25 protein-coding genes are annotated in these 26387 nt (G+C 73.1%); 3 read left to right on the top strand and 22 right to left on the bottom strand.

The genetic code is table 11. The features are described from left to right. Nucleotides 1-162: 162 nt before the first annotated feature. From hemL to ACH0BZ_RS00720, 10 genes are all read right to left on the bottom strand, one after another. Nucleotides 163-1509, bottom strand: a complete 1347-nt coding sequence (gene hemL, locus ACH0BZ_RS00765) for a glutamate-1-semialdehyde 2,1-aminomutase (RefSeq protein ID WP_406895950.1) — start codon at nt 1507-1509, stop codon at nt 163-165. 36 nt (nt 1510-1545) lie between these two features. Continuing rightward, nucleotides 1546-3474: an alpha/beta fold hydrolase gene (locus tag ACH0BZ_RS00760; RefSeq protein ID WP_406895949.1), complete on the bottom strand. Its 1929-nt coding sequence runs from the start codon at nt 3472-3474 to the stop codon at nt 1546-1548. A 211-nt stretch (nt 3475-3685) separates the two neighbouring features. Further along, nucleotides 3686-3943: a hypothetical protein gene (locus ACH0BZ_RS00755; RefSeq protein ID WP_406895948.1), complete on the bottom strand. Its 258-nt coding sequence runs from the start codon at nt 3941-3943 to the stop codon at nt 3686-3688. Then, nucleotides 3940-4485 (bottom strand): hypothetical protein, encoded by a 546-nt coding sequence (locus tag ACH0BZ_RS00750; RefSeq protein WP_406895947.1) that lies wholly within the window; start codon nt 4483-4485, stop codon nt 3940-3942. The genes ACH0BZ_RS00755 and ACH0BZ_RS00750 overlap by 4 nt, the downstream gene beginning before the upstream one ends. Beyond that, nucleotides 4472-5320 (bottom strand): hypothetical protein, encoded by an 849-nt coding sequence (locus tag ACH0BZ_RS00745; protein WP_406895946.1) that lies wholly within the window; start codon nt 5318-5320, stop codon nt 4472-4474. The genes ACH0BZ_RS00750 and ACH0BZ_RS00745 overlap by 14 nt, the downstream gene beginning before the upstream one ends. Beyond that, nucleotides 5317-6324 (bottom strand): porphobilinogen synthase, encoded by a 1008-nt coding sequence (hemB, locus tag ACH0BZ_RS00740; protein ID WP_406896323.1) that lies wholly within the window; start codon nt 6322-6324, stop codon nt 5317-5319. The genes ACH0BZ_RS00745 and hemB overlap by 4 nt, the downstream gene beginning before the upstream one ends. Before the next feature lie 92 nt (nt 6325-6416). Then, nucleotides 6417-8060, bottom strand: a complete 1644-nt coding sequence (locus ACH0BZ_RS00735; protein ID WP_406895945.1) for a uroporphyrinogen-III synthase — start codon at nt 8058-8060, stop codon at nt 6417-6419. Between the two features lie 85 nt (nt 8061-8145). Next, the gene (hemC, locus tag ACH0BZ_RS00730; RefSeq protein ID WP_406895944.1) at nt 8146-9216 is read right to left on the bottom strand and encodes a hydroxymethylbilane synthase; all 1071 of its coding nucleotides are present in this window, start codon (nt 9214-9216) and stop codon (nt 8146-8148) included. Next, nucleotides 9213-10556 carry a glutamyl-tRNA reductase gene (locus ACH0BZ_RS00725; protein ID WP_406895943.1) on the bottom strand — a complete coding sequence of 448 codons (1344 nt, stop codon included), beginning with the start codon at nt 10554-10556 and terminating at the stop codon, nt 9213-9215. Before ACH0BZ_RS00725 ends, hemC begins: the two co-directional genes overlap by 4 nt. A 338-nt stretch (nt 10557-10894) precedes the next feature. After that, nucleotides 10895-11158, bottom strand: a complete 264-nt coding sequence (locus ACH0BZ_RS00720) for a glutaredoxin family protein (protein ID WP_406895942.1) — start codon at nt 11156-11158, stop codon at nt 10895-10897. 68 nt (nt 11159-11226) lie between these two features. Here ACH0BZ_RS00720 and ACH0BZ_RS00715 point away from each other — a divergent pair, with 68 nt between their 5' ends. Continuing rightward, entirely contained in the window at nt 11227-12405 is a 1179-nt protein-coding gene (locus ACH0BZ_RS00715) for an HAD family hydrolase (RefSeq protein ID WP_406895941.1), read from the top strand. A gap of 39 nt (nt 12406-12444) precedes the next feature. Here the strand turns inward: ACH0BZ_RS00715 and ACH0BZ_RS00710 are convergent, their stop codons facing one another. From ACH0BZ_RS00710 to ACH0BZ_RS00680, 7 genes are all read right to left on the bottom strand, one after another. Continuing rightward, nucleotides 12445-13578: a lysophospholipid acyltransferase family protein gene (locus tag ACH0BZ_RS00710; protein ID WP_406895940.1), complete on the bottom strand. Its 1134-nt coding sequence runs from the start codon at nt 13576-13578 to the stop codon at nt 12445-12447. Then, entirely contained in the window at nt 13575-14726 is a 1152-nt protein-coding gene (locus tag ACH0BZ_RS00705) for an NAD-dependent epimerase/dehydratase family protein (RefSeq protein WP_406895939.1), read from the bottom strand. The genes ACH0BZ_RS00710 and ACH0BZ_RS00705 overlap by 4 nt, the downstream gene beginning before the upstream one ends. Before the next feature lie 134 nt (nt 14727-14860). Further along, complete coding sequence (locus ACH0BZ_RS00700) at nt 14861-14962, bottom strand: 30S ribosomal protein bS22 (RefSeq protein WP_003855542.1); 102 nt, start codon at nt 14960-14962, stop codon at nt 14861-14863. A 130-nt stretch (nt 14963-15092) separates the two neighbouring features. After that, entirely contained in the window at nt 15093-15314 is a 222-nt protein-coding gene (locus tag ACH0BZ_RS00695) for a helix-turn-helix domain-containing protein (RefSeq protein ID WP_406895936.1), read from the bottom strand. Nucleotides 15315-15542: 228 nt separating this feature from the next. Then, entirely contained in the window at nt 15543-16391 is an 849-nt protein-coding gene (gene proC, locus ACH0BZ_RS00690) for a pyrroline-5-carboxylate reductase (protein WP_406895935.1), read from the bottom strand. 77 nt (nt 16392-16468) lie between these two features. Beyond that, on the bottom strand, nt 16469-17920 hold the full coding sequence (locus ACH0BZ_RS00685) for a hypothetical protein (RefSeq protein ID WP_406895934.1): 1452 nt from the start codon (nt 17918-17920) through the stop codon (nt 16469-16471). Between the two features lies 1 nt (nt 17921). Further along, on the bottom strand, nt 17922-18869 hold the full coding sequence (locus ACH0BZ_RS00680; RefSeq protein ID WP_406895933.1) for a hypothetical protein: 948 nt from the start codon (nt 18867-18869) through the stop codon (nt 17922-17924). Nucleotides 18870-18902: 33 nt separating this feature from the next. Here ACH0BZ_RS00680 and ACH0BZ_RS00675 point away from each other — a divergent pair, with 33 nt between their 5' ends. Next, complete coding sequence (locus ACH0BZ_RS00675) at nt 18903-19751, top strand: hypothetical protein (RefSeq protein WP_406895932.1); 849 nt, start codon at nt 18903-18905, stop codon at nt 19749-19751. Nucleotides 19752-19770: 19 nt separating this feature from the next. Here ACH0BZ_RS00675 and ACH0BZ_RS00670 read toward each other — a convergent pair whose 3' ends face one another. From ACH0BZ_RS00670 to ACH0BZ_RS00660, 3 genes are all read right to left on the bottom strand, one after another. Next, nucleotides 19771-20460 carry a response regulator gene (locus ACH0BZ_RS00670; RefSeq protein ID WP_406895931.1) on the bottom strand — a complete coding sequence of 230 codons (690 nt, stop codon included), beginning with the start codon at nt 20458-20460 and terminating at the stop codon, nt 19771-19773. Beyond that, nucleotides 20457-21680: a sensor histidine kinase gene (locus tag ACH0BZ_RS00665; RefSeq protein ID WP_406895930.1), complete on the bottom strand. Its 1224-nt coding sequence runs from the start codon at nt 21678-21680 to the stop codon at nt 20457-20459. Before ACH0BZ_RS00665 ends, ACH0BZ_RS00670 begins: the two co-directional genes overlap by 4 nt. A 178-nt stretch (nt 21681-21858) precedes the next feature. After that, nucleotides 21859-22611: a phosphoglyceromutase gene (locus tag ACH0BZ_RS00660; RefSeq protein ID WP_406895929.1), complete on the bottom strand. Its 753-nt coding sequence runs from the start codon at nt 22609-22611 to the stop codon at nt 21859-21861. Between the two features lie 41 nt (nt 22612-22652). Between ACH0BZ_RS00660 and ACH0BZ_RS00655 the strand changes: the two genes are divergently transcribed. Next, nucleotides 22653-24359, top strand: coding sequence for a long-chain-fatty-acid--CoA ligase (locus ACH0BZ_RS00655; protein WP_406895928.1), 1707 nt, complete (start codon nt 22653-22655; stop codon nt 24357-24359). Nucleotides 24360-24400: 41 nt separating this feature from the next. On the opposite strand, the gene ACH0BZ_RS00650 is transcribed toward ACH0BZ_RS00655, so the two are convergent. Both ACH0BZ_RS00650 and mshA read right to left on the bottom strand, forming a co-directional pair. Beyond that, the gene (locus ACH0BZ_RS00650; RefSeq protein ID WP_406895927.1) at nt 24401-24973 is read right to left on the bottom strand and encodes a YbjN domain-containing protein; all 573 of its coding nucleotides are present in this window, start codon (nt 24971-24973) and stop codon (nt 24401-24403) included. Between the two features lie 39 nt (nt 24974-25012). After that, a complete protein-coding gene (gene mshA / locus ACH0BZ_RS00645; RefSeq protein WP_406896322.1) occupies nt 25013-26287 on the bottom strand; it encodes a D-inositol-3-phosphate glycosyltransferase in 1275 nt (424 codons plus the stop codon). Nucleotides 26288-26387: the final 100 nt, after the last annotated feature.

Here is a 26387-nt window from a genome sequence, read left to right as displayed (position 1 = left end):
CGGTCGCCGGGCCCGCGGGCCCGCCCGCCGGGTCGGGTGCGCCCAGTGAGGGCGGCGCCGCGGCGGGTGCCGGGTGCTCGCCCCGCAACGGGATCGGCAGGGAGGTCGGTCCGGCGGTCGGTACGGAGAGCCGGCCGCGCAGCCCTCGGCGTCGTGCGTTCATCAATCCTGCTCCGGAGGGGTGGCCGCCGCGGCCGCCTCCGCCGCGGCGGGCAGGGCGTCGGCGATGTGCTGGAAGTCGTCATCGGTCAGCGCGGTGGAGACGAACCAGGTCTCGAATGCGCTCGGCGGGCCGTACACGCCGCGGTCGAGCAGCGTGGTGAAGAACGGGGCGAAACGGTACGTCTCCGCGGCCTTGGCGCCGGCGTAGTCGGTGACGGGGTTCTCGCTGAAGAAGACGCTGAGCATCGTGCCCGCCCGCTGGATGGTGTGTGCGACACCCGCCGCGGTGAGCGCGTTGCGGAACAGCTCCTCGAGGCGGTCCGCGTTGGTCTGCAGCGTGTAGTAGCAGGAGTGGTCGGCCAGGCGCAGCGAGGTCAGGCCCGCGGCCACGGCGACGGGGTTCCCGGACAGCGTCCCGGCCTGGTAGACGGGGCCGGCAGGGGCGAGGGCGCTCATCACGTCGGCGCGCCCGCCGAACGCGGCGGCGGGCAGGCCGCCGGACATCACCTTGCCGAACGTGGTGAGGTCGCCCGCCACGCCGTCGATGCCCCACCAGCCGCGGTCGCCGGCGCGGAAGCCGGTCATGACCTCGTCCATGACGAGCAGCGCGCCGTTCTCGGTGCACAGGCGGCGCAGTTCCTCGTTGAAGCCCGGCAGCGGCGGGACGGTGCCCATGTTGCCGGCGGCGGCCTCGGTGATGACGCACGCGATGTCGGCGCCGTGGTTCGCGAACGTCAGGCGCACGGCCTCGACGTCGTTGTACGGCAGCACGATCGTGTCGTGGGCCGTGGCGCCGGTGACGCCGGGCGAGTCCGGCAGCGCGAACGTCGCGACACCCGAGCCGGCATCCGCGAGCAGGGCGTCCACGTGGCCGTGGTAGCAGCCGGAGAACTTGACCACCTTGCTGCGGCCGGTGAACCCGCGCGCCAGGCGCACCGCGCTCATGGTGGCCTCGGTGCCCGAGTTGACCAGGCGCACCTCCTCGACGGAGGTGCGGGCGACGATCTCGCGGGCCAGCTCGACCTCACCCTCGGTGGGGGTGCCGAAGCTCAGGCCGCGCGAGGCCGTCTCGCGGACCGCCTCGACGATCTCCGGGTGGGCGTGCCCGTGGATCATCGGCCCCCACGAGCACACGAGGTCGATGTAGGTGTTGCCATCGACGTCCGTCATGCGCGAGCCCTTCGCCTCGCGCATGAAGCGGGGCGTGCCGCCGACGCTGGCGAACGCCCGCACCGGCGAGTTCACCCCGCCGGGGATCAGGTCGCGGGCGTCGGCGAACAACTCCGCCGAGCGGGTGGTGCCGGCGGTGCCGGACGGGGTCGGGGCGGGATCACTCGCAGACGTCACGGGTCCAGTGTGTCAAAGACTCCCGGCGCGGGCCGCTCAGGCCTGCGGGGCGGCCTGCTCAGCCCCCTGCGCGGCCGCCTGCGGGGCGACGAGCGACGTGGCCGCCGCCTCGACCTGACCCACCACGTCCTGCACGGCCGTCTCGGCCCGGTCCCGGGCGTCGTCGAGCTGCTGCTGGACCTGCTGGACCTGCTCCTGCACCTGCTGCTGCGCGGCGCCGGCGTCGCGGTGGACGCCGTACCAGTCGTCGGCACCGGCCACGGGAGCCGCGGGCTGCGGCGCGGCGGGCGGCGTCGCGGCCGGGCCCTGCTGCTGCGCCGCCATGCCCTGCTGCGCGGCCGCCTCGCGGTCGGCGAGGTCCCACTTGGGCAGCGGATCCGGGGACGGCTTGCCGGGCACGTGGTCCGTCTCGACGGTGCCCTGCTCGAGGAACTGCATCACCACGTCGTCGACGGCGGTGTTGCCGGTGCGGAAGGTGCCGTGTTCGCCGCCGCCCACGGTGACGAGCGTGCCGCCGAGCAGCTCGGCGACCCGGTGCCCGCCGGCGATCGGGGTGACCGCGTCCTTCTCGGAGTGCAGGACGAGCGGCTTCTGCTCGAGGCGGTCGCCGTTCGGGTGGATGGTCTGGGCGACGGGATTCCAGCCCACGCAGTCGTCGCCGGCGCGCTCGACGGCAGCCCGGGCCGCGAGCTTGTTGCCGCCCGTGTACTGGTCGAGCTTGGCGCCCACCACGCCGAGGACGTCCGCGGGCGCGGCGGTCTCGTTGCAGGTGACGATCTCGTTCATCACCACGTCGGAGCGCATGACCTGGGCGCGCCCCTCCTTGGCCTGGATGATCTTCGCCGCGGTCGGGTAGTCGACGCGGGCGATGCGGCCGCCGTCGTTGTAGTACTTGAGGATGTGCGCGAGCATCGGCCAGGCCTGCTCGGAGTAGGTGGCGCCGACGGTGGCGTCGAACAGGCCGGTGGCGGCGTTGTTGGTGAGGTCCTGCAGCGTGAGTGCGCGGAACAGGCCCTCGCCGCGGGCGCGGGCGGGGGCGGTCCCGTTGATCACGTCGAGCGCCGGCTGCTCGAACTGGGTGTCGCGCAGCTCGACGGGCAGGTCACGGGACTCGGCGGGCGGCGGGGTGAGGTTCGCCGCGCCACCGACCTCCTGGTCGGTGATCCACTTCCAGTTGTAGTAGACCTTCAGCGGGGTGTCGCCGAGGCCGTAGTAGTCGTCGCGGTCGGCGATCCACCGGAAGATGTCGTTGACGCGCTCCTCCTGGGCGTGCGCGCCCTGGGCGGCCTGCTCGGACCAGCGCCAGTCGGGGTGGGTGTTGGAGTCGAGCACGAACCGGCCGGTGCGCTCCGGGAACAGGGTCGCGTAGTCGGTGCCGATCGCGGTGCCGTAGGACACGCCCACGTAGTCGATCGTCGCCAGGCCGAGCGCCTCGCGCACGGCGTCCATGTCGCGGGCGGCGTTCTCGGTGGTGAACGAGGCCATGTAGGCGGGGTCGGTGCCGTAGCAGGCGTCGTGCAGCTGGTTGACGCTGACGGGGCCGGCGGCCCGGATGTCGCAGGTGAGCGGGTTGGACCCGTAGAGCCCGCGGGGCTGCACGGCCACGAGGTCGTGGTTCTCGTACAGGCCGGCCGGGGCGGGCGCGTTGTCCCGCGGCTGCCAGAAGTTGAGTGCGTAGTTCCCGGGGCCGCCGGGGTTGCCGAACACGGTGGACCGCGCGTTCCCCGAGGTGGCCTTCATGCGGGTGAGGGCGACGGTGGTCTTGTCGGCGTCGGGCTGGGAGTGGTCGACCGGGACCTCGACGGTCCCGCACTCGAGCCCGGCGGGGACGTACTCCGCCTCGATCCCGAGCATCTCGGTGCAGTCCTGCCACTGCACGGGGGCGGCCACGGCCATCCCCGACCCCAGAAGTGCGGCCGCTCCCACGACCGCGGTGACGCCAACGAAGTTGCTAGACGGCTGCACCGATCCCCGATTCCCTGTACTGATGATGAACTCCGCGGGGCGCGACTCCCCGCACCCCCCGAGCCCGGGCGCCGTCGGCGACCGAGCGGCACCAAATGTAACCCGCGACACGCCCTGTGGGTAATCCACCCCGGAACACTCAGGGAACCGTCACACGATCGTTACCGCTCTCGCCGGCACACCGCCGGAACACGCTGTGGTACCTGCACTTTCACCGGGACGGGCGGGCGATGGCACGGAGCACGGCGACAGTGGCCGCGACCAGCGCGACGGCCGCCGCGAGCGCGGCCGCGAGGAGGAGCCGCGGGTCCACGACGGTGCGCGCGACGTCGCCGCCCGAGACGTCGGTGGCGCGGGCCGGAGGGGCCACGACGACGAGGTCTTGCGCGAGCCACCACAACACTGCCGCGAGCACGCCGGCCACCACTGCCACCAGAGCCGGACGGAGCGCCGGTCGGCGTGCGGTCACGGCGTCTCCACCCCGGACTCCGCGGCGGGGCCGTCCCCGAGATCCCGGCCGGCGCCGGACTCCACCACCACCGACTCGAGGGCGGCGCGCAGGGCCGCCGCGTCGCGCGCCCAGGCGCGGACCTCGGCGCCGTTGTCCAGGCGCAAGCCCACGGCCTCCCGGCGGCGCGGGACGTCCCGGAGTTCGCCGAGGGTGCGCGCGGACTCCCAGGAGGCCTCGGGCCGCGCCGGGCCGCCGAAGCGGCCGGTGGGCGCGGGCGGCGGGGGCAGCACCTCGGCGATGCGGTCCACGTCCAAGTCCTCCGTCCCCTGGGTGTAGGTGGTGTCGGTGAGCCGCACCCGCCCGTGGACGCGGGTGGCGCCGATCATCACGGCGTGGCACAGGGCCGAGGCGATCGCGCACACGGTGAGCATGAGCCAGTGCACGGGCGCCTCGGTCGCCCACTCGAACAGGCCAGCGGCCAGGCAGAACAACGGCGCGGCGAGGATCCAGGCCCAGCTCCACCCGTCCTCCCGGTAACGGAACCGCTCAGTCCCGTCCACGTGCGCTCCCGGCGAGGAACGTGGTCTCGTCCTCGCTGTGTTGGCGCCAGACGGCGGTGGCCGCGCAGAGGCCGGCGAGGATCTGCAGCGAGAGGACGAGGAAGGTCGCGGCCTCCCCCCGCGAGCCGGCCTCGAGCGATCCGGAGAACACGCCCACCAGCACGGCGACGGCGTCCACCACGAGGAAGACCCCCACGATGTTGAGTAGCATCCGCGCCCAGCCCTTGCCGGCCCGGAGACGGAACGCCAGCCAGACCGTCACCGCCGCCGCGAGGATCGCCACGACGGCGGCAAGGCCGGTCGCCCCCCGGAAGAGCGCCTCGACCGAGGCGGCGTCGCCGGCCTGCTCCGCGGCGTCGGTAAACATGTCGCGCGTGGAGGACGGCAGGTCCGCCAGCCGGGAGGTCAGGGCATTGACCAGCGCCCCCACCAGGGCGAATCCGGTGGCGGCGAGCCACAGCACCCACGCGGTGCGCACGTGCTCCGGCGGCTCGGGGGTGGGCTCCTCGTCGGTCCGGGCGGGCGGCCGCCAGGGGCCCGTCCCGCGGCCCCCGTCGCCGGTACCGCCACCGCCGCCGGCACCGCCATCGCCGCCGGTCGTCGCGCGGTCGCGTCGGTCGCCGGGCCGGCCGTCGGAGCCGGGGGCCGGCGGCCCGGCGGGTGCGCCCGGCTCGCCCTCGGGGATCCCGCCGTCGTGCGGCGGCCCGCCGTAGGGGCCGGGGAGCCGGTCGCCGGGCTCGGCATCCGGCCCGGGCGGCTGCAGTCCGCGGGGCCCGCCGGGCTCGCCGTCGGGGACCGGCAGTTCGCGCTCGCCCCCGCCCCAGGGCCCGGTCATCGGCGGCCCCCGCCCGCGGCGAGGAGGTCGGCGGCGTGCAGGGCCCAGTAGGTGAGGACGATGTCGGCGCCCGCCCGGCGGATGGACAGGAGCGACTCCATGACGGCCGGGTCGTGGTCGATCCAGCCGCGCTCCGCGGCGGCGGAGATCATCGCGTACTCGCCGGACACCTGATAGGCGGCCACGGGGACATCGCACAGCTCGGCGGTCTGGCGGAGCACGTCGAGATAGGACATGGCGGGCTTGACCATCACCATGTCGGCGCCCTCGTCCAGGTCGAGCCGCACCTCGCGCAGCGACTCCCGCAGGTTGGCGGGGTCCTGCTGGTAGGTGCGCCGGTCACCCCGCAGCGAGGAGCCGACGGCCTCGCGGAACGGCCCGTAGAAGGCGCTGGCGTACTTGGCGCTGTACGCGAGCACGGCCACGTCGAGGTGGCCGGCGGCGTCGAGGGCCTCGCGGATGGCGGCGATCTGGCCGTCCATCATCCCGCTCGGCCCCACCACATGGGCGCCGGCGTCGGCCTGCGCCACGGCGAGCTCGCGGTAGGCGACGAGGGTGGCGTCGTTGTCCACGATCTGCTCGCCGCGCGGATCGGTGCCGAGGACGCCGCAGTGCCCGTGGTCGGTGAACTCGTCGAGGCAGGTGTCGGCCATCACCACGAGGTCGTCGCCCACTACCTCCCGCACGGCGGTGAGGGCGCGGTTGAGGATGCCGTCGTCGGCGGCGCCGCAGCTGCCGGCGGCGTCCTTGTCCTCCTCGCGCGGGACGCCGAACAGCATGATCCCGCCGAGACCGGCGGCCGCGGCGGCGGCGGCCTCGCGGCGCAGGGAGTCGAGCGTATGTTGGCTGACTCCGGGCAGCGAGGAGATCGCCCTCGGGGCGTCGATCCCGTCTGCCACGAAGGCCGGCAGGACCAACTGTCGCGCCTCGAGCGTGGTCTCGCCGACGAGGCGGCGCATCGCCGGGGTGGAGCGCAGACGACGGGGGCGGACGGTCGGGCCGATCGGGGAACTCACGAATCTCAGGGTAGCCGGGCCCCGCCGGTGGCGTTCGGGCGCGACGCGTCCGGCCCCGCCGTGCCCGGCGAGGCGTCCGCTCAGCGGCGGCGGGCCCGGCGGCGCGGCGGGGGCAGCTCGCCGGCCGCCCGCAGCGCCTCGGCGTGCGCGGCGAGGGAGTCCACCAGCTCGAGCACCGAGGCGTTCTCGGGCTGCACGTCCACGCGCAGACCGAACTCGGCGGCGGTCTCGGCGGTCCGCGGGCCGATGCACGCGATGAGTGTGCGGGCGTGCGGCTTGCCGGCGATCCCCACGAGGTTGCGGACCGTCGAGGAGGAGGTGAAGCAGACGGCGTCGAAGCCGCCGGTCTTGATCATCTCGCGGATCTCGGCGGCCGGCGGCGCGGCGCGAACGGTGCGGTAGGCGGTGACGTCCTCGATCTCCCAGCCCTGGTTGGTGAGACCCTCGGCGAGGGTCTCGGTGGCGATGTCGGCACGCGGCAACAGGACCCGGTTGACGGGGTCCAGGACGTCGTCGTACGGCGGGAACACCTCGAGCAGGCCCAGGCTGGACTGCTCGCCGGTGGGCAGCAGCTCGGGCTGGATGCCGAGCTCGCGGACGCGGGCCGCGGTGCTCTCGCCGACGCAGGCGATCTTGACGCCGGAGAACGCGCGGGCGTCGAGCCCGAACTCGCAGAACTTCTCCCACACGGCGCGCACGGCGTTGGTGGAGGTGAACACGACCCACTGGTAGCGGCCGTCGACGAGGCCCTTGACGGCCCGCTCCATCTGCGCAGGGCTGCGGGGCGGCTCGACGGCGATCGTCGGGACCTCGACGGGCACGGCGCCGTGCTCGGAGATCCGCTCGCTCATCTCGGCGGACTGCGCCTTGGTGCGGGGCACGAGGACGTTCCAACCGAACATCGCGCGGGACTCCCACCACTGGTGGCGGTGCCGCTCGCCGGCGGACTTGCCGATGGTCACGACCAGATCCCCCTCCATGTCTCGGCCCAGCTCGGCCATGGTGGCGAGCGTGCCGTCGGCGGACTTCTGCGCGCACAGGGAACCGGAGCACGTCACGGTGACAGGCGTGCCGGCGGCCAGGCCCTGCTCGGCGAGCTCGGACGCGGCCTCGGCGAGGTGCCGACCGGTGGTGCGCAGGACGATCGGGCCACGGGCGCCGACGAGCGCCGCCCAGTCGACCTTGCCGCGGCTGTCGGCGAAGACGTAGCCGGAGCCGAGCGCGATGCCGGCGAACGCGGGGACGGCGGTGGCCTCGGCGACGCCGGGTACGACCTCGAACGGCACCACGGTGCGGCCGACGGCGGCGATCTCGGTGACGGTCGCGTCGGTCGTCATGGGGTCGCCGGCCACGAGGCGCACGACGTCGCGGCCCTTCTTGGCCTCGGCGGTGAGCTGCTTGGCCACGGCGGCGGGCTCCCCCAGGACGGGCCGGATGTCGGCGGCGGTGGGGGCGGGCAGCGCCTTGAGCCGCTTGACCTTGGCCTTGTCCTCGGCGGCGACGGCGGCGTCCATCTCGGCCTGACGCGCGTCGAGCAGCTCCTGCGGCACCGGCACCTCGGTGGCCACCAGGTCGAGTACCTCGGTGGAGACGTCTGCGTCGGCGAAGACCAGCGCGGTGCCGGCGAGGACCTCGCGGGCGCGCAGGGTGAGCATCCCCGCGTTGCCGGGGCCGCCGCCGACAAAGCGGACGGTGCCGGGTCGGGTGGTGCGTGCTCGTGTCATAGTTCGTCTCTCCGTGGGGTGGGTGTCGCGCGCTGGCTGCGCGCGAGCAGGGAGTTCGTGGGGCTGCCGGTCGAATGGGGCGCGGCTAGCCGTCGGGCGGGCCCGGCTCGGCGGCCGGATCGGGTTCCGCGCCCGGCCCGCCCGGTTCCGCCACCGTGGGCGGCGCGGTCGTCGACTCGCGCGGAACGAGGGGCGCCCGGTCGTCGGCGGGGGGCTCGGCGGCCATGAGGTCGCGGGCGCCGCGCTCGAGCAGGTCGGCGGCCAGGCGACGGCCCAGGGCGTCGGCGGCGGCCACCGGGCCGTCGGAGTGCTCGCCGGTCCGCGTACTGCCCTCGGCGCGGAGGACGGTGGTGCCGTCGTGGGCGGCGGCCACGGCGTACAGGGTGAGCTCGCCGTCGGCGAGCTCGGCGCGCGCGCCGACGGGCGCGGTGCAGCCGGCCTCGAGGTCGGCGAGCAGGCGACGTTCGGCGGCCACGCGGACGCGGGAGGGCAGGTGGTCGACGGTCGTCAGGGCGGTGACGGCCTCCTCGTCGTCGGCCCGGCACTCCACGGCGAGGGCGCCCTGAGCCGGGGCGGGGAGCATGTCCGCCACGCCGAAGCGCTGGGTGGCGCGCTCGCCGATGCCTGTGCGGTCCAGCCCTGCGGCCGCCAGGACCACGGCGTCCAGGTCGCCGGAGTCCACGTAGCCCATGCGCGTGTCGATGTTGCCGCGCAGGGGGTACAGGTCGAGGTCGGGGCGCAGGGCCGCGAGCTGCGAGCGCCGGCGGGGCGCCGAGGTGCCGACGCGCGCGCCCTCGGGCAGCGTGTCCAGGGTCAGGCCGTCGCGGGCCACGAGGACGTCGGAGGGGTCCACGCGCGGCGGGACGGCGATGGGCGCGAACCGCGGGTCCGGCGCGGTGGGCAGGTCCTTGTAGGAGTGGACGGCCACGTCGCAGTCGCCGCGCTCGAGGGCGGCCCGCAGCTCGAGCGTGAACACGCCCACGCCGATCCGCTCGACGGGCGCCATCACCACGTCGCCCTTGGTCCGCACGATCACCAGCTCGGCCGGGTAGCCGGCGGCGATGAGCGCGTCGCGCACGTGCCCGGCCTGCGTCGTGGCCAGGGTGCTGCCGCGGGTTCCCACCCGCAGCACGCGCCGATCGTCTCCACCGCTCACGAGGCCTCCTCCCCTGTGGTCGCGCCGTCGAGGTCGAACAGGGTACGCACGACCTCCGCGTAGTTCTCGCCGTCCGGCTGGGCGGCCAGCTGCTTGAACCGCACCGTCGGCGGGTGCAGCAGCTTGTCCACCACGCGGCGCACGGCGTTGGCCACCTCGTCGCGGGCCTTGTCGTCCAGGTCCGGCAGGCGGGACTCCAGCCGGCGCATCTCGGCCGCCACGACCTGCCCGGCGCGGCCGCGCATCTTGCCGATGAGCGGGCCCACCTCGGCGAGCCGCTCGGACTGGGTGTAGGCGGCCAACTCGGAGTCGACGATGGTGCGGGCGGCGTCGGCGGCGGCCGCCGACGAGGTCTCCGGGTCGGCCTTGAGCGCCTCGATGCCCAGGACGGTGACGCCGGGCAGCCCGGACACGGCGGGGTCCACGTCGCGCGGCATGCCGAGGTCGCAGATCACCAGCGGCCGCCCGGCCTCGCGGCGGGCCAGCGCCGTGTGGACATCGCCGAGGCTCACCACGGTGCCCACGGCGCCGGTGCAGGTGAAGAGGATGTCGGCGCGGGCGACGGCTTCGGCGAGCCGCTCCACCGGTACGGCGGCGGCCGGGGTGCCGGAGTCGCGGGCGATCTCGGAGAGCCGCTCGGATCGCTCGGGAGTCCGGTTGGCGACGTCGATGTGGGCGATGCCCCCGCGTCCCAGGTGGGCGACGGCGAGGCCGCCCATCGCGCCGGCGCCGAGCACCACCGCGCGACGGCCGTCGAGGCGCCGCCCGGCCGGGGCGTCCGCGTCCGCTCCGGCGGCCCGGCCCTCCGCCAGGATCTCGGCGGCGCGGTCCAGCGCGACCGACACCACGGAGGCACCGGCCGAGTCGATGTCGGTCTCGGTGTGGACGCGCTTACCCACGTGCAGCGCCTGCTGCGCGAGCCGGTGCAGGGTGGTGCCGGCCGCCCCGATATCGGACGCCGACTGGTAGGCGGTGCGGATCTGGCCGATGATCTGCTGCTCGCCCACCACCATCGAATCCAGGCCGGAGGCCACGGAGAACAGGTGCTCGGCCGCCGACTCGGAGTAGCGGATGTAGAGGTGCCGGCTCAGCTCGTCCACCGACAGCCCGGAGTGGCGGGACAGCAGCGCCACCACGTCGTCGAGGGCGGGGTGGAAGGCGTCGACGGCGGCGTAGACCTCGACCCGGTTACAGGTCGTGACGATCATGGCCTCGTCGACGCGGTCGCCGGCGATGAGCTCCTCGGTGAGCCGGTCGCGGTCGGATTCCGCGATCGCCACCGACTCCAGGAGCGCCACGGGCGCGCTGTGGTGGGAGATCCCCACGAGCAGGATGCTCACGGGCGACCCCTGTGCGACAGACCCCTGCGCGCGAGCCGGAAATGTGCCCGTGCCAGAATGGGAGACCCTGCGTACGGTGACGACGGCGCGCCGCCGATCTCACTCGCGGGACGCTGGGCCACGGTCGGTCGTCTCCTGTCGATGCGCACGGGGAGAGGACAGGGAATCCCAGGTGAGACACCCTGCCGGGCCGACGCGGGCGGATGCCCCCGTGCGGCCGGTAACGCGCTCCACCGTAACCCGCACGACACCCCGGGACAAAACCGTCGACGGGCCGGATGCTATGCCCCGCGGGCCCCGCCGACACCGTGTCGGCCCCGGTGATCGGGCCCCTCCCCTCAGCCGGTGAACGGCTCCGGGCGCGCGAGGTCGGTGCGCAGTTCCTCGTCGTCGACCTCCCAGCACGAGTGCTCCTCGCCGTCGAGCAACACCACCGGGAGCCGGTCGCCGTACTCCAGCCGCAGCTCCGGGTCCGCGGCGTGGTCCACGTCCACCACCTCCAGCACCGCGCCCGCCTCGGCGCACACGGGAACCAGCTGGCCGTGGACGCGGACGCAGCTCCCGCACCCCTCGCGAACGAGCAGCGTGACCCTGTGAACCATGCCTTGATGGTGCACGAGTGCGCGGAACCGCCCTAGTATTGGGGTCCCGCCCAGTCGAGGAGGCCCCGGTGAACGACGGCGACCACCACGGCGAGCACGACGCCGAGCACGAGCCCGGGGCCGTGCCCGCCCCGGACGCGGAGTCGCGCCTCGCCGACGAGCCCGACCTCGACCCCGGAGCGGCGTTGGACGCCGACCCCACCGTGGAGACCGAGCCGGGGTCCGGGGACGACGACGAGGACTCCGATCCCGACGCCGAGGGCGGCGCCGACCGGTTCCGCCTCCCCGGCCGCGCCGACGTCATGAGCGCCTTCGGCCGCCTGGTGTGGCGCCGCCGCAACCACCGTGCGCAACGGGTCGCCGGTGAGGCGTCGGCCAGGAACGCCGTCCACCTCGGGGAGGAGGCCCGGGCCGAGGCGGAGGCCGCGCACCCGGAGGAGCCGTACGTCCCGGACCCCGAGGTGGCCGCGTTCTTCGACGTGGACAACACGCTGATCCAGGGCGCCTCGATCCTCCTGCTGGCCCGAGGGCTGGCCAAGCACAAGTTCTTCTCCGTGGGCGACATCGCCGACATGGCGTGGACGCAGCTCAAGTTCCGCGTCTCCGGCAAGGAGAACGCCGACGACGTGGCCGCCGGCCGCGAGAAGGCCCTGAGCTTCGTCAAGGGCCACGACGTCTCGGAGATCATCGCGCTGAGCGAGGAGGTCGTGGACGGCTCGATGCTCGACCGCGTCTGGCCCGGCACCCGCGCGCTCGTGCAGATGCACCTCGACGCGGGCCAGCAGGTCTGGCTCGTCACCGCGACTCCTGTCGAGCTGGCCAAGGTGATCGCCACCCGACTCGGCCTGTCCGGGGCGCTGGGCACCGTCGCCGAGAGCATCGACGGCGTCTACACGGGCCGGCTCGTGGGCGACATCCTCCACGGCCCCGGCAAGGCGCACGCCGTGTCGGCGCTCGCCGAGTCCAAGGGCTTCGACCTGTCCAAGTGCTACGCCTACTCGGACAGCTTCAACGACATGCCCATGCTCACGCTCGTGGGCAATCCCGTGGCGATCAACCCGGACTCGCGGCTGCGTCAGTATGCGCGCGACAACGGCTGGGACGTCAAGGATTTCCGGACGGTGCGCAAGGCGGCCAAGAAGGCGGCCCCGGGCGTGATCGGCGTGGCCGGGCTCGCGGGCGCGACGGCGGCCGTGCGCTCGCCGCTGGGGGTACGGACGACCCGCAGCATCCGCCGCATGCTCTAGGCAGCGCCTACCCCCTCGGCCGACGCAGGCGCGGCTGCGTCAGCCGAAGAAGACGCTCCCGCGCCGGGCGAGGTTGCGGAACAGCGTGTTCTGGATGGTCTCGCGCACCTGGTCGGTGAGCTCGAACACGACCATCGGGTCCTCGGCCGCCTCGGCGCCGAGGTGGGCGGTCTCGATGGGCTCGCCGAACTCCATGGTCCACTTGGTGGGCAGCGGGATCCCGCCGAGCCCGCCGAGCAGCGGGAACGTGGGCGTGATGGGCAGGTACGGCACGCCGAGCAGCCGCGCGAGGGCGGGGATCTCGCCGAGCTTGGGGTAAATCTCTTCGGAGCCCACCACGGAGCAGGGGATGATCGGGGCGCCGGCGGCAATGGCGGTGGAGACGAAGCCGCCGCGGCCGAAGCGCTGGAGCCGGTACCGGTCGGCGAACGGCTTGCCCAGCCCCTTGAAGCCCTCGGGCCACACGGCCACCACGTGGCCGCCTTCGAGGAGCCGTTCGGCGTCGGCCGCGCACGCGAGGGTGGCCCCGGCGCGGCGGGCGAACGGCGCGGAGACGGGTAGCGTCATGGCCAGGTCGGCAGCGAGCAGGCGCAGCGCGCGCCCGCCGTGGTCGTGGACCGCGACGGTGGTCATGAGCCCGTCCAGCGGCAGGACTCCGGCGTGGTTGGAGACGATGAGGCCGGCGCCGTTCTCGGGAATGTTCTCGGCGCCGATCACCTCGACGCGGAACCAGTGCTCGAACAGCGGGCGCCACAGCGGCAGCCACACGTGGCTGTGGAAGTGCGGGTCGAACCCGAACTCGTCCACCTCGTAGCCGCCGGTGATACGCGTGGCCAAGACGTCGCCGGCCACGTTGATGGCGTCCACGAGGCCCGACAGGCGGCTCACGTCGCCGGTCGCCAGTGCCACATCGACGTTCTTGGCCGCCTCCTTGACCGGGGCGAGGATCTCCTGGTCGATGGGCAGCACCTCCATGACCTGGCGGATCGCCGACCGCATCGAGGTGAGGAACCGGTCGACGATCCGACCGATCTCGGTGGCGGCGGCGTCGCTGTGGGTGGTGGCGCCGAGGAAGCCCTCGCCCACCACGCGGTCGCTGCGCGAATCGCGGCGCCCCTCGCCCCAGCGGGGCCCTCCGAGCGGCTGGCTCAGGTCGAACTCCGGGCCCCTCACGTCGTCGCCTCCTCGGCTCGTTCCGCCATTCCGCTCCGCGCCTCGAGTTCCGCCACCGTCCGGTCCATGGACTCCTTGAGCATCTCCGCCAGCGGCGCCGGGAGGAGCTTGGCGACCCTCGCGGTGGTGCGTTCGAGGGTCTTGCGGGTGACCAGCGGCTCGGTGCCCGAGTCCACGAGGTAGGCGTGGAGCGCCTCTTCGGTGTTGTACTGCGGCGTGAACCCGAACTCGGTGCGCATGCGCGTGGTGTCCACGACGCGGCCGAAGCGCAGGTACTGCAGCTGGGACGACCCGATATCGCGCAGTCCCTCGCTCGACAGCAGCCGCGAGGCGAGCTTGAAGGCGGGCGCCAGGACCGGCAGCGGCACGTGACCGGCGCGGCGGATGGCCTGCGAGAGGGTGAGCACGCCTTCGCCGGCGACGTTGTAGGTCCCGGGGGGCGCCCCGGTGGTAGCCCGCACCAGCGCGTCGAGTGCGTCCTGCGGGTGTAACAGCTGGATCCGGGGGTCGTAGCCCGCGAGCACCGGCGCGATCGACGGCGCGAGCAGCTCGCCGAACACCGTGGGCTCGGGCAGGCCGAGGATCGCCGGCATCCGCAGGATCGTCACGTCGATGTCCGGTCGCTTGCGGGACATGCCGCGCACGTAGCCCTCGACGGACAGGTGGTCGAGCGGGATGCCGTCGCTCGGCTGCCGGCGCGCGGCCATGTCCTCGGTGAACATGGCCGGGTCCACGCCGGAGGAGCCGTACACGGTGGTCGAGGAGATGAGGACGAATCGCTGGACGGTCGAGGCCCGGCCGCACGCCGCGATGACGTGCATGGAGCCCATGATGTTGGCCTCCTTGACGGCCGCGCGGCCGCCGGGGGCGAAGTCGGTGTGGTGCAGGCCGGCGTGGACCACCGTGTCGATCTCGGCCTCGCGGAGGATGCCCTGCAGACGCGGGGACTGCGGGTCCAGGCGCACGAACTCGGCGTCGCGCATCCGGCGGCGGTGCTGCGGCGACGGCTTGACCGAGTCGATCGCCAGCACGCGCTCGACGTGCCCGTGACGGAGCAGGGAGCCGACGAGATGGGCGCCGAGGTAGCGACTACCCCCCACGACCGCGACCGCACGCGCGGGCCGGGGGGCGGGGGCTGCGGAGTTCACCCGACCGAGTCTAGCCGTGGGCCTCCGGCACCGAGGCGGCCTGGCCGCAGAGACACCGATGCCCGCCACCTCCACGAGGTGACGGGCATCCACCAGAGGCGTGAGTCCGGGCGCCTACCTGGGCGCCGCAGGACTCACTTACCGAGCTTGCGACGCTGCACGCGGGTCCGACGCAGCATCTTGCGGTGCTTCTTCTTGGACATACGCTTGCGGCGCTTCTTGATCACAGAACCCATATCGGGGCCACCTACCTGTCGACTACTGGTCTGGACGATCGACGCACCGGCGCGGGAGCCGGTACGGAACCCGTCCAGACTACCTGCTGGGCGGGGGCGTCACGAAAACGGCCCCGCGGCCCGGCGCCGGTCAGCCCGCCGAGTAATACGAAGTGTCGAGGTACTCGTGCACCGCCTTGGAGTGGACGCGGAACGACCGCCCCACCCGCACCGCCGGCAGCTCGCCCGAGTGGACCAGCCGGTAGACCGTCATCTTGGAAACGCGCATGAGCGCGGCCACCTCGGCGACGGTGAGGAACTGCGAACCACCGGCCGCCTGCGCGCCGCTGTCCGTCTTGTCGGTAGACGCCATTGTCACAACCCTTCATGGCACGCGTCATGCCGCAGGCTTCCCCTCCTGCGGTACGGACACGCACGTGCTGGGGATGAGCCTAGCGTGAAGCATGTGATCAATGCGACGGGCGTGGGCAAATTAGTTTGTCGACACGCCGCGTCTCCAGCGCCTCACCTGTTCTGACCAGCGGATGTGCTAACGGAATCACCCCGCAGGGGTGGCTGACATCTCACCTGTCCGGGGTTCTCAGATGTCGTCCTCGTCGTCGTCCCCGTCAGCCCGCTCCGACGCCGAGGCGAGCTGACGTGACCTCGTGGCGGCCGCCTCGACCGCATCCGCGACCGCCGACCGCAACCCTCCGGCCTCGAGCCGGCGCACCGCCGCCGCCGTGGTGCCCCCCGGGGACGTCACCGCCGCGCGGAGGTCGGCGGGCCCGTCCTGCCCGGCGGCGAGCATCGCGCCCGCGCCGCGCGCCGTCCCCGTCGCCAGCTCCATGGCCACGGGCCGCGACAGGCCACGCTCCACGGCCGCCTCCACGAGCGCCTCGGCGAGGAGGAAGAAGTAGGCCGGCCCGGAGCCCGAGACGGCGGTCACGGCGTCCATCTGGGACTCGTCGACGACGACGACGGAGCCGACCGACTCCATGATCCGCACGACCTGCTCGAGGTGTTCGTCCCGCGCGAACCGCCCCTTGCTCACCGCCGAGACGCCCTCGCCTACGAGCATCGCGGTGTTGGGCATGACGCGCAGGACCGGCGAGCCGGCGCTGAGCTTGTTCTCCAGCACCGCGGTCGGCACGCCCGCGGCCAGTGACACCACGATCGACTCGTGGACGCTGTCGGAGATGGCGTCGCCGATCCGGTCGACGACGGCCGGAACGTCGCCGGGTTTGACGGCGACGACGATGACGTCCGCCCCCTCGCACCCGATGTCCAGCGTCGTGGACAGGATGCTGTACCGCTTGGCGAGCTCGGCGGCGCGGTCCTCGACGGCCTCGATCACCACGATGTCCTGCGGTTCCGTGCCCGCGTCCCGCAGACCCGCGATGAGGGCCTCACCGATGCGTCCGCCACCGACCACTGCGATTCTCGTCATGGCCACCACAGTGCCACACGGGCCACGGCCCATCTCGCGCGCGGCTGCGCGGGGGCCGGGCGGTCGCCGGGTGTCGGCTAGGTGACGAGTCGCAACAGCAGCGGGCCGCAGGTCACGCCGAGGCCCACCATCACCGCCAGGACGATGCTCAGCCAGTCGTTCGAGCGGCGCAGGACACGGACCATGGCGACCAGGCCCACGATCACGACCAGGGAGAGCGCCATAGCCACCCACGGCAGGTCCCTCCACAGCAGCTGGAAGCCGATGAACAGCGCGGCACCCGCGACGGCGGAGGCGAGCACCTGCGCCACGAGGACCGCCCACTGCGTGGCCGACGAGCGCTCGGCGGGGGCGTCGTCCCGGCGGTGCTCCAGCTCCCGATCGTCGCGCACGTCGTCGCGGCGCTCGTCCGTCACGGGGGCGGTGCGCTTAATCGCTTCGTCGGACTTCGCTGCGGCGGCGACACCCGCGGCTGTGGTGCCGGCGACGGCGGCCTTACCGGCCCCGCCCGTCTTCTCGGCCCCGTCGGCCTCGTCGGGGCCCGCTTCGGGCGTCCGGTGGGCGCTGGAGCCGCGGCCGGACGGCATACCCCACGCCGCGGTGTCGCCCTCGGCGCGGTCGGAATCAGCGCGGTCGGCCGGACGCTCCGGGGCCTGCGGCGCCTGCGTAGCGGCAGGCTTCTCGGGGGCCTTCTCCGAAGTCGTCGCGGCGGCATCGGGTTTCGGCACCGTCGGCTTCTCGGGCGGGGCGGGCTTCTCGGGCGCGGCGGGACCGGACGGGCCGGACTTCGCGGCGGCCAGGCCCGCACCCGCGGCACCCGCACCCGCGGCCACTCCCGCCGCGCCGAGACCGCCGGAGCGGCCGGGCCGAGCGCCGCCGTCCTCTGCCGGGGAGTCCTTACGCTTGCGCCCGAAGAGGCCACGGAGTCCGCGCTTGGGCTCGGACGAAGACGCATCGGGCTCGCCGCGAGCGGGCGCGCGCGCCGGCTGCTCGTCGGTCGGCGTGGCCCCGGCCGCAGCGGGGGCCTGCCCGGTCGTCGTCTCAGGCGCGACAGGCTTCGACTCAGCGGGCTTCGGCGTAGCGGTGGTCGGCGCGGCAGGCTCGGCCTTCGGCGCACCGGCGGCCGGCTTCACCGCGGGCCCACCAGCAGCAGGCTTCGCCTCGGGCCCACCAGAAGCAGGCTTCACCGCGGGCGCGGCAGCAGCCGACTTCGGCCCGGGCGCGGCGGGCTCGGCCGTCGGCGCGGCAGCCGGCGAGGTAGTCGCCTGCGCGTCCTCACCGGGCCTGCCGGGGGCGGTCCGGCCGGCGGCCTCCTCCTCGGCCTCCCGCGCACGTCGGCGGGCGGCGCGGCCGCTGAGCTGGGTGTCGTCGGTGATCCGTGGGATCTCGCCGGTGAGCTCGGAAACGCTCACGCCACCCTCCGCGGCCCGGCGATGCCGTCGGCCCGTCGAGGCGGTGGACTGCTCTGCGCCCATGCGCTTGAGCAGCTCCGCCACGGTGATCTGCTGACCGTCCCGGTCCTCGGCCATGTCAGCTCCCCTTTCCGTCGCCGCCCGCGTCCCGGTCGAGACGCTGCAGGATCAGACCCTCGCGCAGGGCCCACGGACAGATTTTCACAGATTCGAGTCCCAGTGCGCGCATCGACGCCTCCGCCACCAAAGCACCGGCCACCACCTGGTGCGACCGGTCGGCGCTGATGCCCTCGAGTTCGGCCCGGTCGGCGGCGGTCATGCGGGAGATAAACGCGATCACCTGGCGCAGTCCGGCGGCGGTGAGCGTGCGCTCCACGCGCGGCCCCGCGGAGGAGGGGGCGGCGCCGGTCAGCCGGGCGAGCATGCGAAACGTCTTGGAGGTGGCGCAGGCCAGGTCGGGCTCGCCGGCGGCCTTGATCGCCTTGGCCGGCCCCTCGAGTTCGGCGTCGATGTAGTCACGCAGCTGGTTGATGCGCTTGCGCTCGGGCGGGTCGGTCTGGAACCAGTCGTGGGTCAGCCGGCCGGCGCCCAGCTGCAGGCTGTACGCCTGCTCGGGCAGCTCGTCCTCTCCGCTGGTCAGCTCGAGCGACCCACCACCGATGTCGAGGTTGACGATCCGGCCGGCGCTCCAGCCGAACCAGCGTCGGGACGCGAGGAACGTCATGCGGGCCTCGTCCTCGCCGCTGAGGACGCGCAGCGTGATCCCGGTCTTCTTCTCGACGGTGGCCAGGACGTCGTCGGAGTTGGCGGCGTCGCGGACCGCGGAGGTGGCCAGCGCCATGACCTCGCCGCATTTCGTGGCTTTGGCCAGGGAGGCGGCCTCGTTGACGGCGTCCACGAGCCGGGCCACGCCGGTGTCGTTGATGCAGTCGTCGTCGTCGAGGTACTCGATGAGCCGCAGGCGGGTCTTGGAGTCGTTCATGGGGGTCGGGTGACCGCCCCGATGGGCGTCGACGACGACGAAATGCACCGTGTTGCTGCCGACGTCGAGGACACCTAATCTCACGCGTCCACCGTAGACGGTCTACCGTCGCGTGTTGTGAGCCCCTCCGATCCCACCACCACCCCGAGTGCCCCCCTGCCCGAGGTTCCGCTCGACTTCCCGCGCGAGTGGTACTCGTTCCCCGACCCCGGAAACGACGAGCACCTCATCTCCGCGGACATGACGTGGCTGCTCTCGCGGTGGTCGTGCGTCTTCGGCACCCCGGCCTGCCACGGCATCGACGCCGCCCAGCCCGAGTCGGGGTGCTGTACGCACGGGGCGTTCCTGTGTGACGACGAGGACCGCGACCGCCTGAAGGAGAACGTCGCCCTGTTGGGCCCGGACGACTGGCAGCACCGGGGGGCCGCCGACGAGGCCGCGCGCGCCGAGGCAGGCGGCCGGGAGCCCGACCTGGAGCCGTGGCTCGAGGAGGACGAGCTGACGGGCGACGACGGCGAACCCGAACCCGCCCTGCGCACGCGGCGCCACAACGGCCGTTGCGTCTTCTTCAACGACCCCGGCTTCCCGGCCGGCTCCGGCTGCGCGCTGCACCACATGGCGGGCCGGACGGGGCGCACGCTCGTCGAGGCCAAGCCCGACGTGTGCTGGCAGCTGCCCATCCGCCGCACCCAGGAGTGGGAGACCCGCGCCGACGAGGTCGAGGTGCTGCACACGCGGATCGGCGAGTACGACCGCCGCGGCTGGGGACCCGGCGGCCTGGACCTGGACTGGTACTGCACGGGCTCGCCCGAGGCGCACGTCGGCGCGGAGCCGGTGTACGTCTCGCTGCGCGACGAGCTGATCGCGCTGCTCGGCGCCGAGGCCTACGAGGTGCTCGCGGCCGCGTGCCGCCGGCGCGAACAGCTCGGGATCGTGGCCGTGCACCCCGCCACCGAGCGCGCCTGACCGGCGCCGACCGAGCCGGTCACTCCTCGAACTTGTAGCCCAGCCCGCGGACGGTCACCAGGTGCACCGGCTTGCCCGGATCCTGCTCGACCTTGGAGCGCAGCCGCTTGACGTGCACGTCGAGCGTCTTGGTGTCGCCCACGTAGTCCGAGCCCCACACGCGGTCGATGAGCTGCCCGCGCGTGAGCACCCGGCCAGAGTTGCGCAAGAGGTACTCGAGCAGGTCGAACTCCTTGAGCGGCAGCGTCACCACCTCGCCGCGGACGGTGACGGTGTGCCGCTCGACGTCCATGCGCACAGGCCCGGACTCGAGCACCCCGATCTCGTCGACCTGCTCGGCCTCCTTGTCGGCGCCGCGCCGGAGGACGGCGCGGATGCGGGCGATGAGTTCGCGCGCCGAGTACGGCTTGGTCACGTAGTCGTCGGCGCCCAGCTCCAGCCCGACCACCTTGTCGATCTCGCTGTCCCTCGCCGTCACCATGATCACCGGCACGCTCGAGGAGACCCTCAGCCGCTTGCACACGTCGGTTCCCGACATCCCCGGGAGCATGAGGTCGAGCAACACGATGTCGGCGCCGTCGGCCTCGAAACGCTCGAGTGCGGTGGGCCCGTCACCGGCCACGATGACCTCGAACCCCTCCTTGCGGAGGAGAAACGCCAACGGGTCGGCCAGCGACTCCTCGTCCTCCACGATCAACACCCTGGTCACGACACCTGGTCCTCTCGTTGTATGACGTTCTCGGCCAGTTCGTGTCCGGCCACCGATTCGACGGGGGGCGCCGCCCCCACGTCACCCGACTCGCTGTGGGCCGGGAGTTCGAGGGTGAAGGTCGACCCGGTGCCGGGTCGGCTCCACAGTGTGACGACGCCGTTGTGGTTCTGCGCGACGTGTTTGACGATCGCGAGGCCGAGCCCGGTGCCGCCGGTCGCGCGCGACCGGGCCTTGTCGACGCGGAAGAACCGCTCGAAGACGCGGGCCTGGTGCTCGGGGGCGATGCCGATGCCGCGGTCGGTGACCCGGATCGAGACCATCTCGCCGTCGACGGCCCGGGACACCGACACCGGAGTCCGCTCGGGCGAGTAGTTGACGGCGTTGGAGATGAGGTTGGTGACGGCGGTGACGAGCAGCATCCGGTCCCCCAGCACCTCGAGCCCGGAGTCGGCGTCGGTGATGATCTCGATCCCGGCCGCCTCGGCCACGCCGCCCGACCGCCGGACGGCCTCGTCGACGACCTCGTCGACGTCCACGGGCTCCGGGTCGCGGATCCGCTCCGCGCCCTGCAGGCGGGAGAGCTCGATGAGTTCGGCGACCATCTTGCCGAGCCGGTGCGTCTCGCTCACGACGCGGCCGCCGAAGTACTCGACCGAGTCGGGGTCGTCCTTGGATTCCACGAGCGCCTCGGCGAGCACGGCCATGGCCCCGACCGGCGTCTTGAGCTCGTGGGAGACGTTGGCCACGAAGTCGCGGCGGGCGGCCTCCATGCGGCGGTGCTCGGAGTCGTCGTCGGCAAAGACCACGACGAACTGGCCCTCGTGCCCGGTGAGGATCTCGCTGCGGCCGCTCACCGACGGGATGCGGCGACGGCCCACGGTGGTCTTGGCGGGCAGGTTGAACGCCGAGGGGTCGCCGTCGGTGAAGGTCGCCTCGGCGGCGTTCCACACCGGCTCGACGAGGAGCCGGTCGTCGACGATCCCCAGGTCCGAGGCACGACGGTTGTAGAGGACCACGTCCTGATGACGGTCCACCACGGCGAGCGCGAAGGGCGACTGCTCGTACACCCCGCGCAGGACCTCGAGACGGCTCGGGCCGGCCTGCTCGGCCATCCTGCGCTCCCGCCGGGCTCGCATCGCGGGGACGACGAAGCCACCCACGACGAACCCCACCACCGCGGTGACCGCCGCGAGCGCGAGCGCGAGACTGACCTGCACGAGCCTGATACTACGGTGCGGCATCGGGGAGGGAACAACGGAGAACCCCTGTCCCCCCGCGGAATATCCGCAGGTGGACAGTGGTTCACGGGCCGTTCATCCGGATGTCACCTCAGGTCACGCGCGGCGTCCCCCGACGTGTCCGGCAGGTTCCGGTGTGCCCGGCCCCTCCCAGCGCTCAGTGGCTCTGGGTGCCCTGGGCGGCCACCGCGGCGGCACCGGCGGCCGCAGCCTCCGGATCGAGGTACGTCCCTCCCGGGTTTGTCACGGCGCCGGTCTCGTCGAAGGTGTAGACCAGCGGGATCCCGGTGGGGATGTTGAGGCCGGCGATGTCCTCGTCGGAGATCTCGTCGAGGTGCTTGACCAGCGCGCGCAGCGAGTTTCCGTGCGCGGCCACCATGACCGTCTCGCCCGCCGCGAGCCGCGGGGCGATCTCGGCGGTGTAGTACGGGATGAACCGGTCCACGACGTCCTTGAGGCACTCCGTCAGCGGGACCTCCGACAGGTCGGCGTAGCGGACGTCGCCGGACTGCGAGTACTCGTTGTCCGGGTCGATCGCCGGCGGCGGCGTGTCGTAGCTGCGGCGCCACTGCATGAACTGGTCCTCGCCGAACTGCTCCTTGATCTCCGCCTTGTTGAGGCCCTGGAGCTTGCCGTAGTGGCGCTCGTTGAGCTTCCAGTGGCGTACGACCGGGACCCAGTGGCGGTCGCAGGCGTTGAGCGAGATGTTGGCCGTGGTGATGGCCCGGCGCAGCAGCGAGGTGTAGAGGATGTCGGGGAGGATACCGGCCTCGAGCAGGAGCTCGCCGCCGCGGACCGCCTCCTCGCGACCCTTGTCGGTGAGGTCGACGTCGACCCAACCGGTGAACTGGTTGGACGCGTTCCACTCGGACTGACCGTGACGCAGGAGAATAAGGGTTCCGTAAGCCATAAGCCCATTATGACCCCACGTCCTCCACGTACGGTGCAGACATGACCACAGACGCCGGCACCACCCCTGAATCCTCCGACCGGCCGTGGACGGTCCACTACACGCCCGGTACCGGGTCCCGGCTCGACTACGGGACGACGACGCTGGTCGACCAGTTCGACGTGGCCGTCACGACCTACGCCGACCGCCCCGCCACCGAGTTCTTCGGCCGCCTCACCACCTACGCCGAACTGGGCCGCCGGGTCCGCCACGCCGCCGAGGGGCTGCGCCGGCTCGGCGTGGGCCGCGGCGACCGCGTGGCGGTGCTGCTGCCCAACTGCCCGCAGGGGATCGTCGTGTTCTACGCGGCGCTGCGCCTGGGTGCCGTCGTTGTGGAGCACAACCCGCTCTACACCGCCGACGAGCTCGAGTCGCCCTTCATCGACCACGGCGCACGGGTGGTGGTGACGTGGAGCGCCATCGCGCCCACGGTTCAGGACCTGGCCGGCCGCGAGGGCACTGCGATCGAGCACATCGTGGCCGTGGACCTCCTCGACGCGCTGCCGGCCGTCAAGCGCCTCGCGCTCAGGTACCTACCCCTGCCGTCGCTGCGGGCCGCGCGGAACAAGCTGTCCCGGCCTGCGCCCGGCACGCTCGACTGGTCCGAGCTCGAGTCCGGCGCCGAGCTCGCCGTCTCCCACCCGCACCCGGTGGCCTCGGACCTGGCTCTGATCCTCTACACATCGGGCACCACGGGCACGCCCAAGGGCGCCATGCTCACCCACGCCAATCTCGTCGCCAACGCCACGCAGGGCCGCGCCTGGGTCCCCGGGCTCGAGCCCGGCCGCGAGCGCTTCCTCGCGACCCTGCCCATGTTCCACGCCTACGGGGTGACGATGTGCGTGGTGTTCGGCATCGCCCAGGGCGCGCGACTGCAACTGGTGCCGACGCCCGACATGGACCTCGTCATGCCGATCTTCGCCAAGAACCTGCCCACGTTCATCCCCGCCGTGCCGCCGATCTACACCCGCATCCTCGAGGAGTCCGCCAAGCGCAGGATCTCCCTGCAGGGCGTGCGGTTCTCGTTCTCCGGCGCCATGAGCCTGCCCGCCGACCTCATCGAGAAGTGGGAATCCGCCACCGGCGGCCTGCTGGTCGAGGGCTACGGCATGACCGAGTCCTCGCCCATCACCGTCGGCAACCCGATGTCCACCAAGCGCCGCGCCGGCAGCATCGGCATCCCCTTCCCGGACACCGACATCCGCGTGGTGGACAAGGACGACCCGTCCCGACTCGTCCCCTCCGGCGAACCCGGCGAGCTGCTCGTCCAGGGCCCGCAGGTGTTCCCCGGCTACTGGGGCAACGACCAGGCCACCGAGGACGCCTTCCACCAGGGCTGGCTCCGCACCGGTGACGTGGTGGTCCAGGACGAGGACGGCTTCCTCCACGTGGTGGACCGCATCAAGGAGATGATCGTCACCGGCGGGTTCAACGTGTACCCGTCCGAGGTCGAGGCCGTGATCCGCCGGGCCGACGGCGTGGCCGACTGCGCGGTCGTCGGCCGGCGCACGCCCGACGGCTCCGAACAGGTCGTGGCCGCGATCGTGCCCGAGCCCGGCGCGACCCTCGACCCCGAGGCCCTCCGCGCGCACTGCAAGGCCTCGCTCACCGGCTACAAAGTGCCCCGCGAGTTCGTCCAGATGGACGAGCTGCCCACCAACCCCATGGGCAAGGTGCTGCGCAAGAAGGTCGCCGAGAAGCTCGACTGATCCCAGACCCGCCCCGTGGTCGGCGAAGGCCGGGGCGGCGACTACTCCGGTTGGGGCAGGTCCTCGGTGAGGTGCCGGAACGCCTCGAGGTTGCGCAGCGGCTCACCGCGCGAGACTCGCCACTGGAACTCGCGGCGGATCGAGGAGTGGAAGCCGGTCTCGATGAGGACGTTGAAGTCGTGGTCGGCGGCCTCGAGGACCTGGCCGAGGACGCGGTCGAGCTCCTCCTCGGTCACCGCGACGAGCGGCATGCGGCCCACGAGGTATATGTCGCCGTTGTTGTCCAGCGTGTACGCCACCTGGTAGAGCCGACGGTTGCGGCGTAGGAGGTACTTGTAGACCTTCTCGAAGTCCTCGTCGGGCTTGCGGCACACAAAGGCCTCGACGCGCACGCTCTCCCGGGCCACGGTGAGGTGGCACGCCGTCTTGAGCCGCTTCTCCCCCGGAAGCTGCACCACAAAGGTGCGGCCGTCGACCAGCGACGACTCGATTTCTCGCTCGACGAGGAAGTCGCGGATCAGCGCGACGGTCGGGGCGTCCACGCGGTCGTCGGCGGCGGCCGGGGCGTCGTCGAACGCGCCCGCGCCGGGGTTCTCGGGCTGGTCAAAGTCCATGGGCCCAGCCTGCCACGGCCCGGCCGTGCCCGCCGCCGGTCAGCTCGCGGCCGCGGCCCGCCGCTCCCGGTACTCGGCCATCGTGCGGGCGTACGAGGCGATGAGCCCGCCGGCGGTGGAGTCCCACGAGAAGTCGGCGGCGTGCACGGGAGCGGCGCGCGACATGGACAGGCGTACCTCGTCGTCGTCGAGCAGTCCGGTGAGGGCCCGCGCCCACTGGGCCGGGTCGTGGCCGTCGACCATCACCCCGGTGCGGCCGTGGTCCACCGCGGTGGGGAGGCCGCCGACCCGCGCCGCCACGACGGGAGTGCCGCACGCCTGGGCCTCGAGCGCCACGAGACCGAACGACTCGCTGTACGACGGCACGGCCACGATGTCGGCGGCCCGGTACACGTCCACGAGCTCGGACGGCGGGCGCGGAGCGAGGAAGCTCACCCGGTCGGCTACGCCCAGCTCCTCGGCGAGCGCGATGAGCGCCCGCGGCCGGTCCAGCCCCGACCCGCTCGGGCCGCCCACCACGAGCAGCCGCACGTCGCGGTACGGCTCGGCGCGCGCCATCTCGGCGAGGGCGCACACCAGCACGTCGGGCGCCTTGAGCGGCTGGATGCGGCCCACGAACGCGATCACCTCGGAGCGCTGCCCCAGTCCCAGCGACCGGCGGGCCCGCTCGGTGCCGCGCTGCGTGCCCGGCGTGTACTGCTCGAGGTCGGCGCCCGGTGGGACGATGTCCACGTCGGCGGGGTCGGCGTCGTAGTAGGTGACGAGCTCGTCGAGTTCCCCGGAGGTGTTGACGACGAGACGGTCGGCCGCGTCCACGATCTGCTGCTCGCCGATCCGTCGGGACTCGGGCTCGGGCGCGTCGCCCACCGCGAGCAGCGAGTTCTTGACCGCCGCGAGCGTGTGCGCGGTGTGGACGAGCGGCACCCCCCAGGCCTGGGCCGCGACGAGCCCGGCCTGCCCGGAGAGCCAGTAGTGGGAGTGGACGAGGTCGTAGTATCCGGGCGCGTGGCCGGCCTCGGCGCGCATCACGCCGGCGACGAAGGGGCACAGCTGCGTGGGCAGGTCCTCCTTGTGCAGGCCCTCGAACGGCCCGGCCACGATGTTGCGCACCAGGACGCCGTCGCCGGCCTCCTCCACCGCCGGCTGCGACGAATGGGTGGCGCGGGTGAAGATCTCCACCTCGGCGCCGCGCCGCGCGAGCCGCCGCGCGGTCTGCAGGACGTACACGTTGAGCCCGCCGGCGTCGCCCCGCCCGGGCTGGTCGAGCGGCGAGGTGTGGAACGACAGAACGGCGATGCGGCGCGGGAGCGGCAGGTCGGCGCCCCTGTCGGCGTCGCGCTCGCCGCCGGGGCCGGTGTCGAGTGTCGTCACGGTCACCTGGTCGATTGTGCCCCCGACGCCAACGAGGTGCACG

Origin of the sequence: Dietzia sp. 179-F 9C3 NHS, assembly GCF_045369825.1 — a bacterium.
In the GTDB taxonomy this organism is placed as follows: Bacteria; Actinomycetota; Actinomycetes; order Mycobacteriales; family Mycobacteriaceae; genus Dietzia.
The sequence above is the reverse complement of the archived record's forward strand: the minus strand, read 5'-3'. Positions and strand labels throughout refer to the sequence as shown.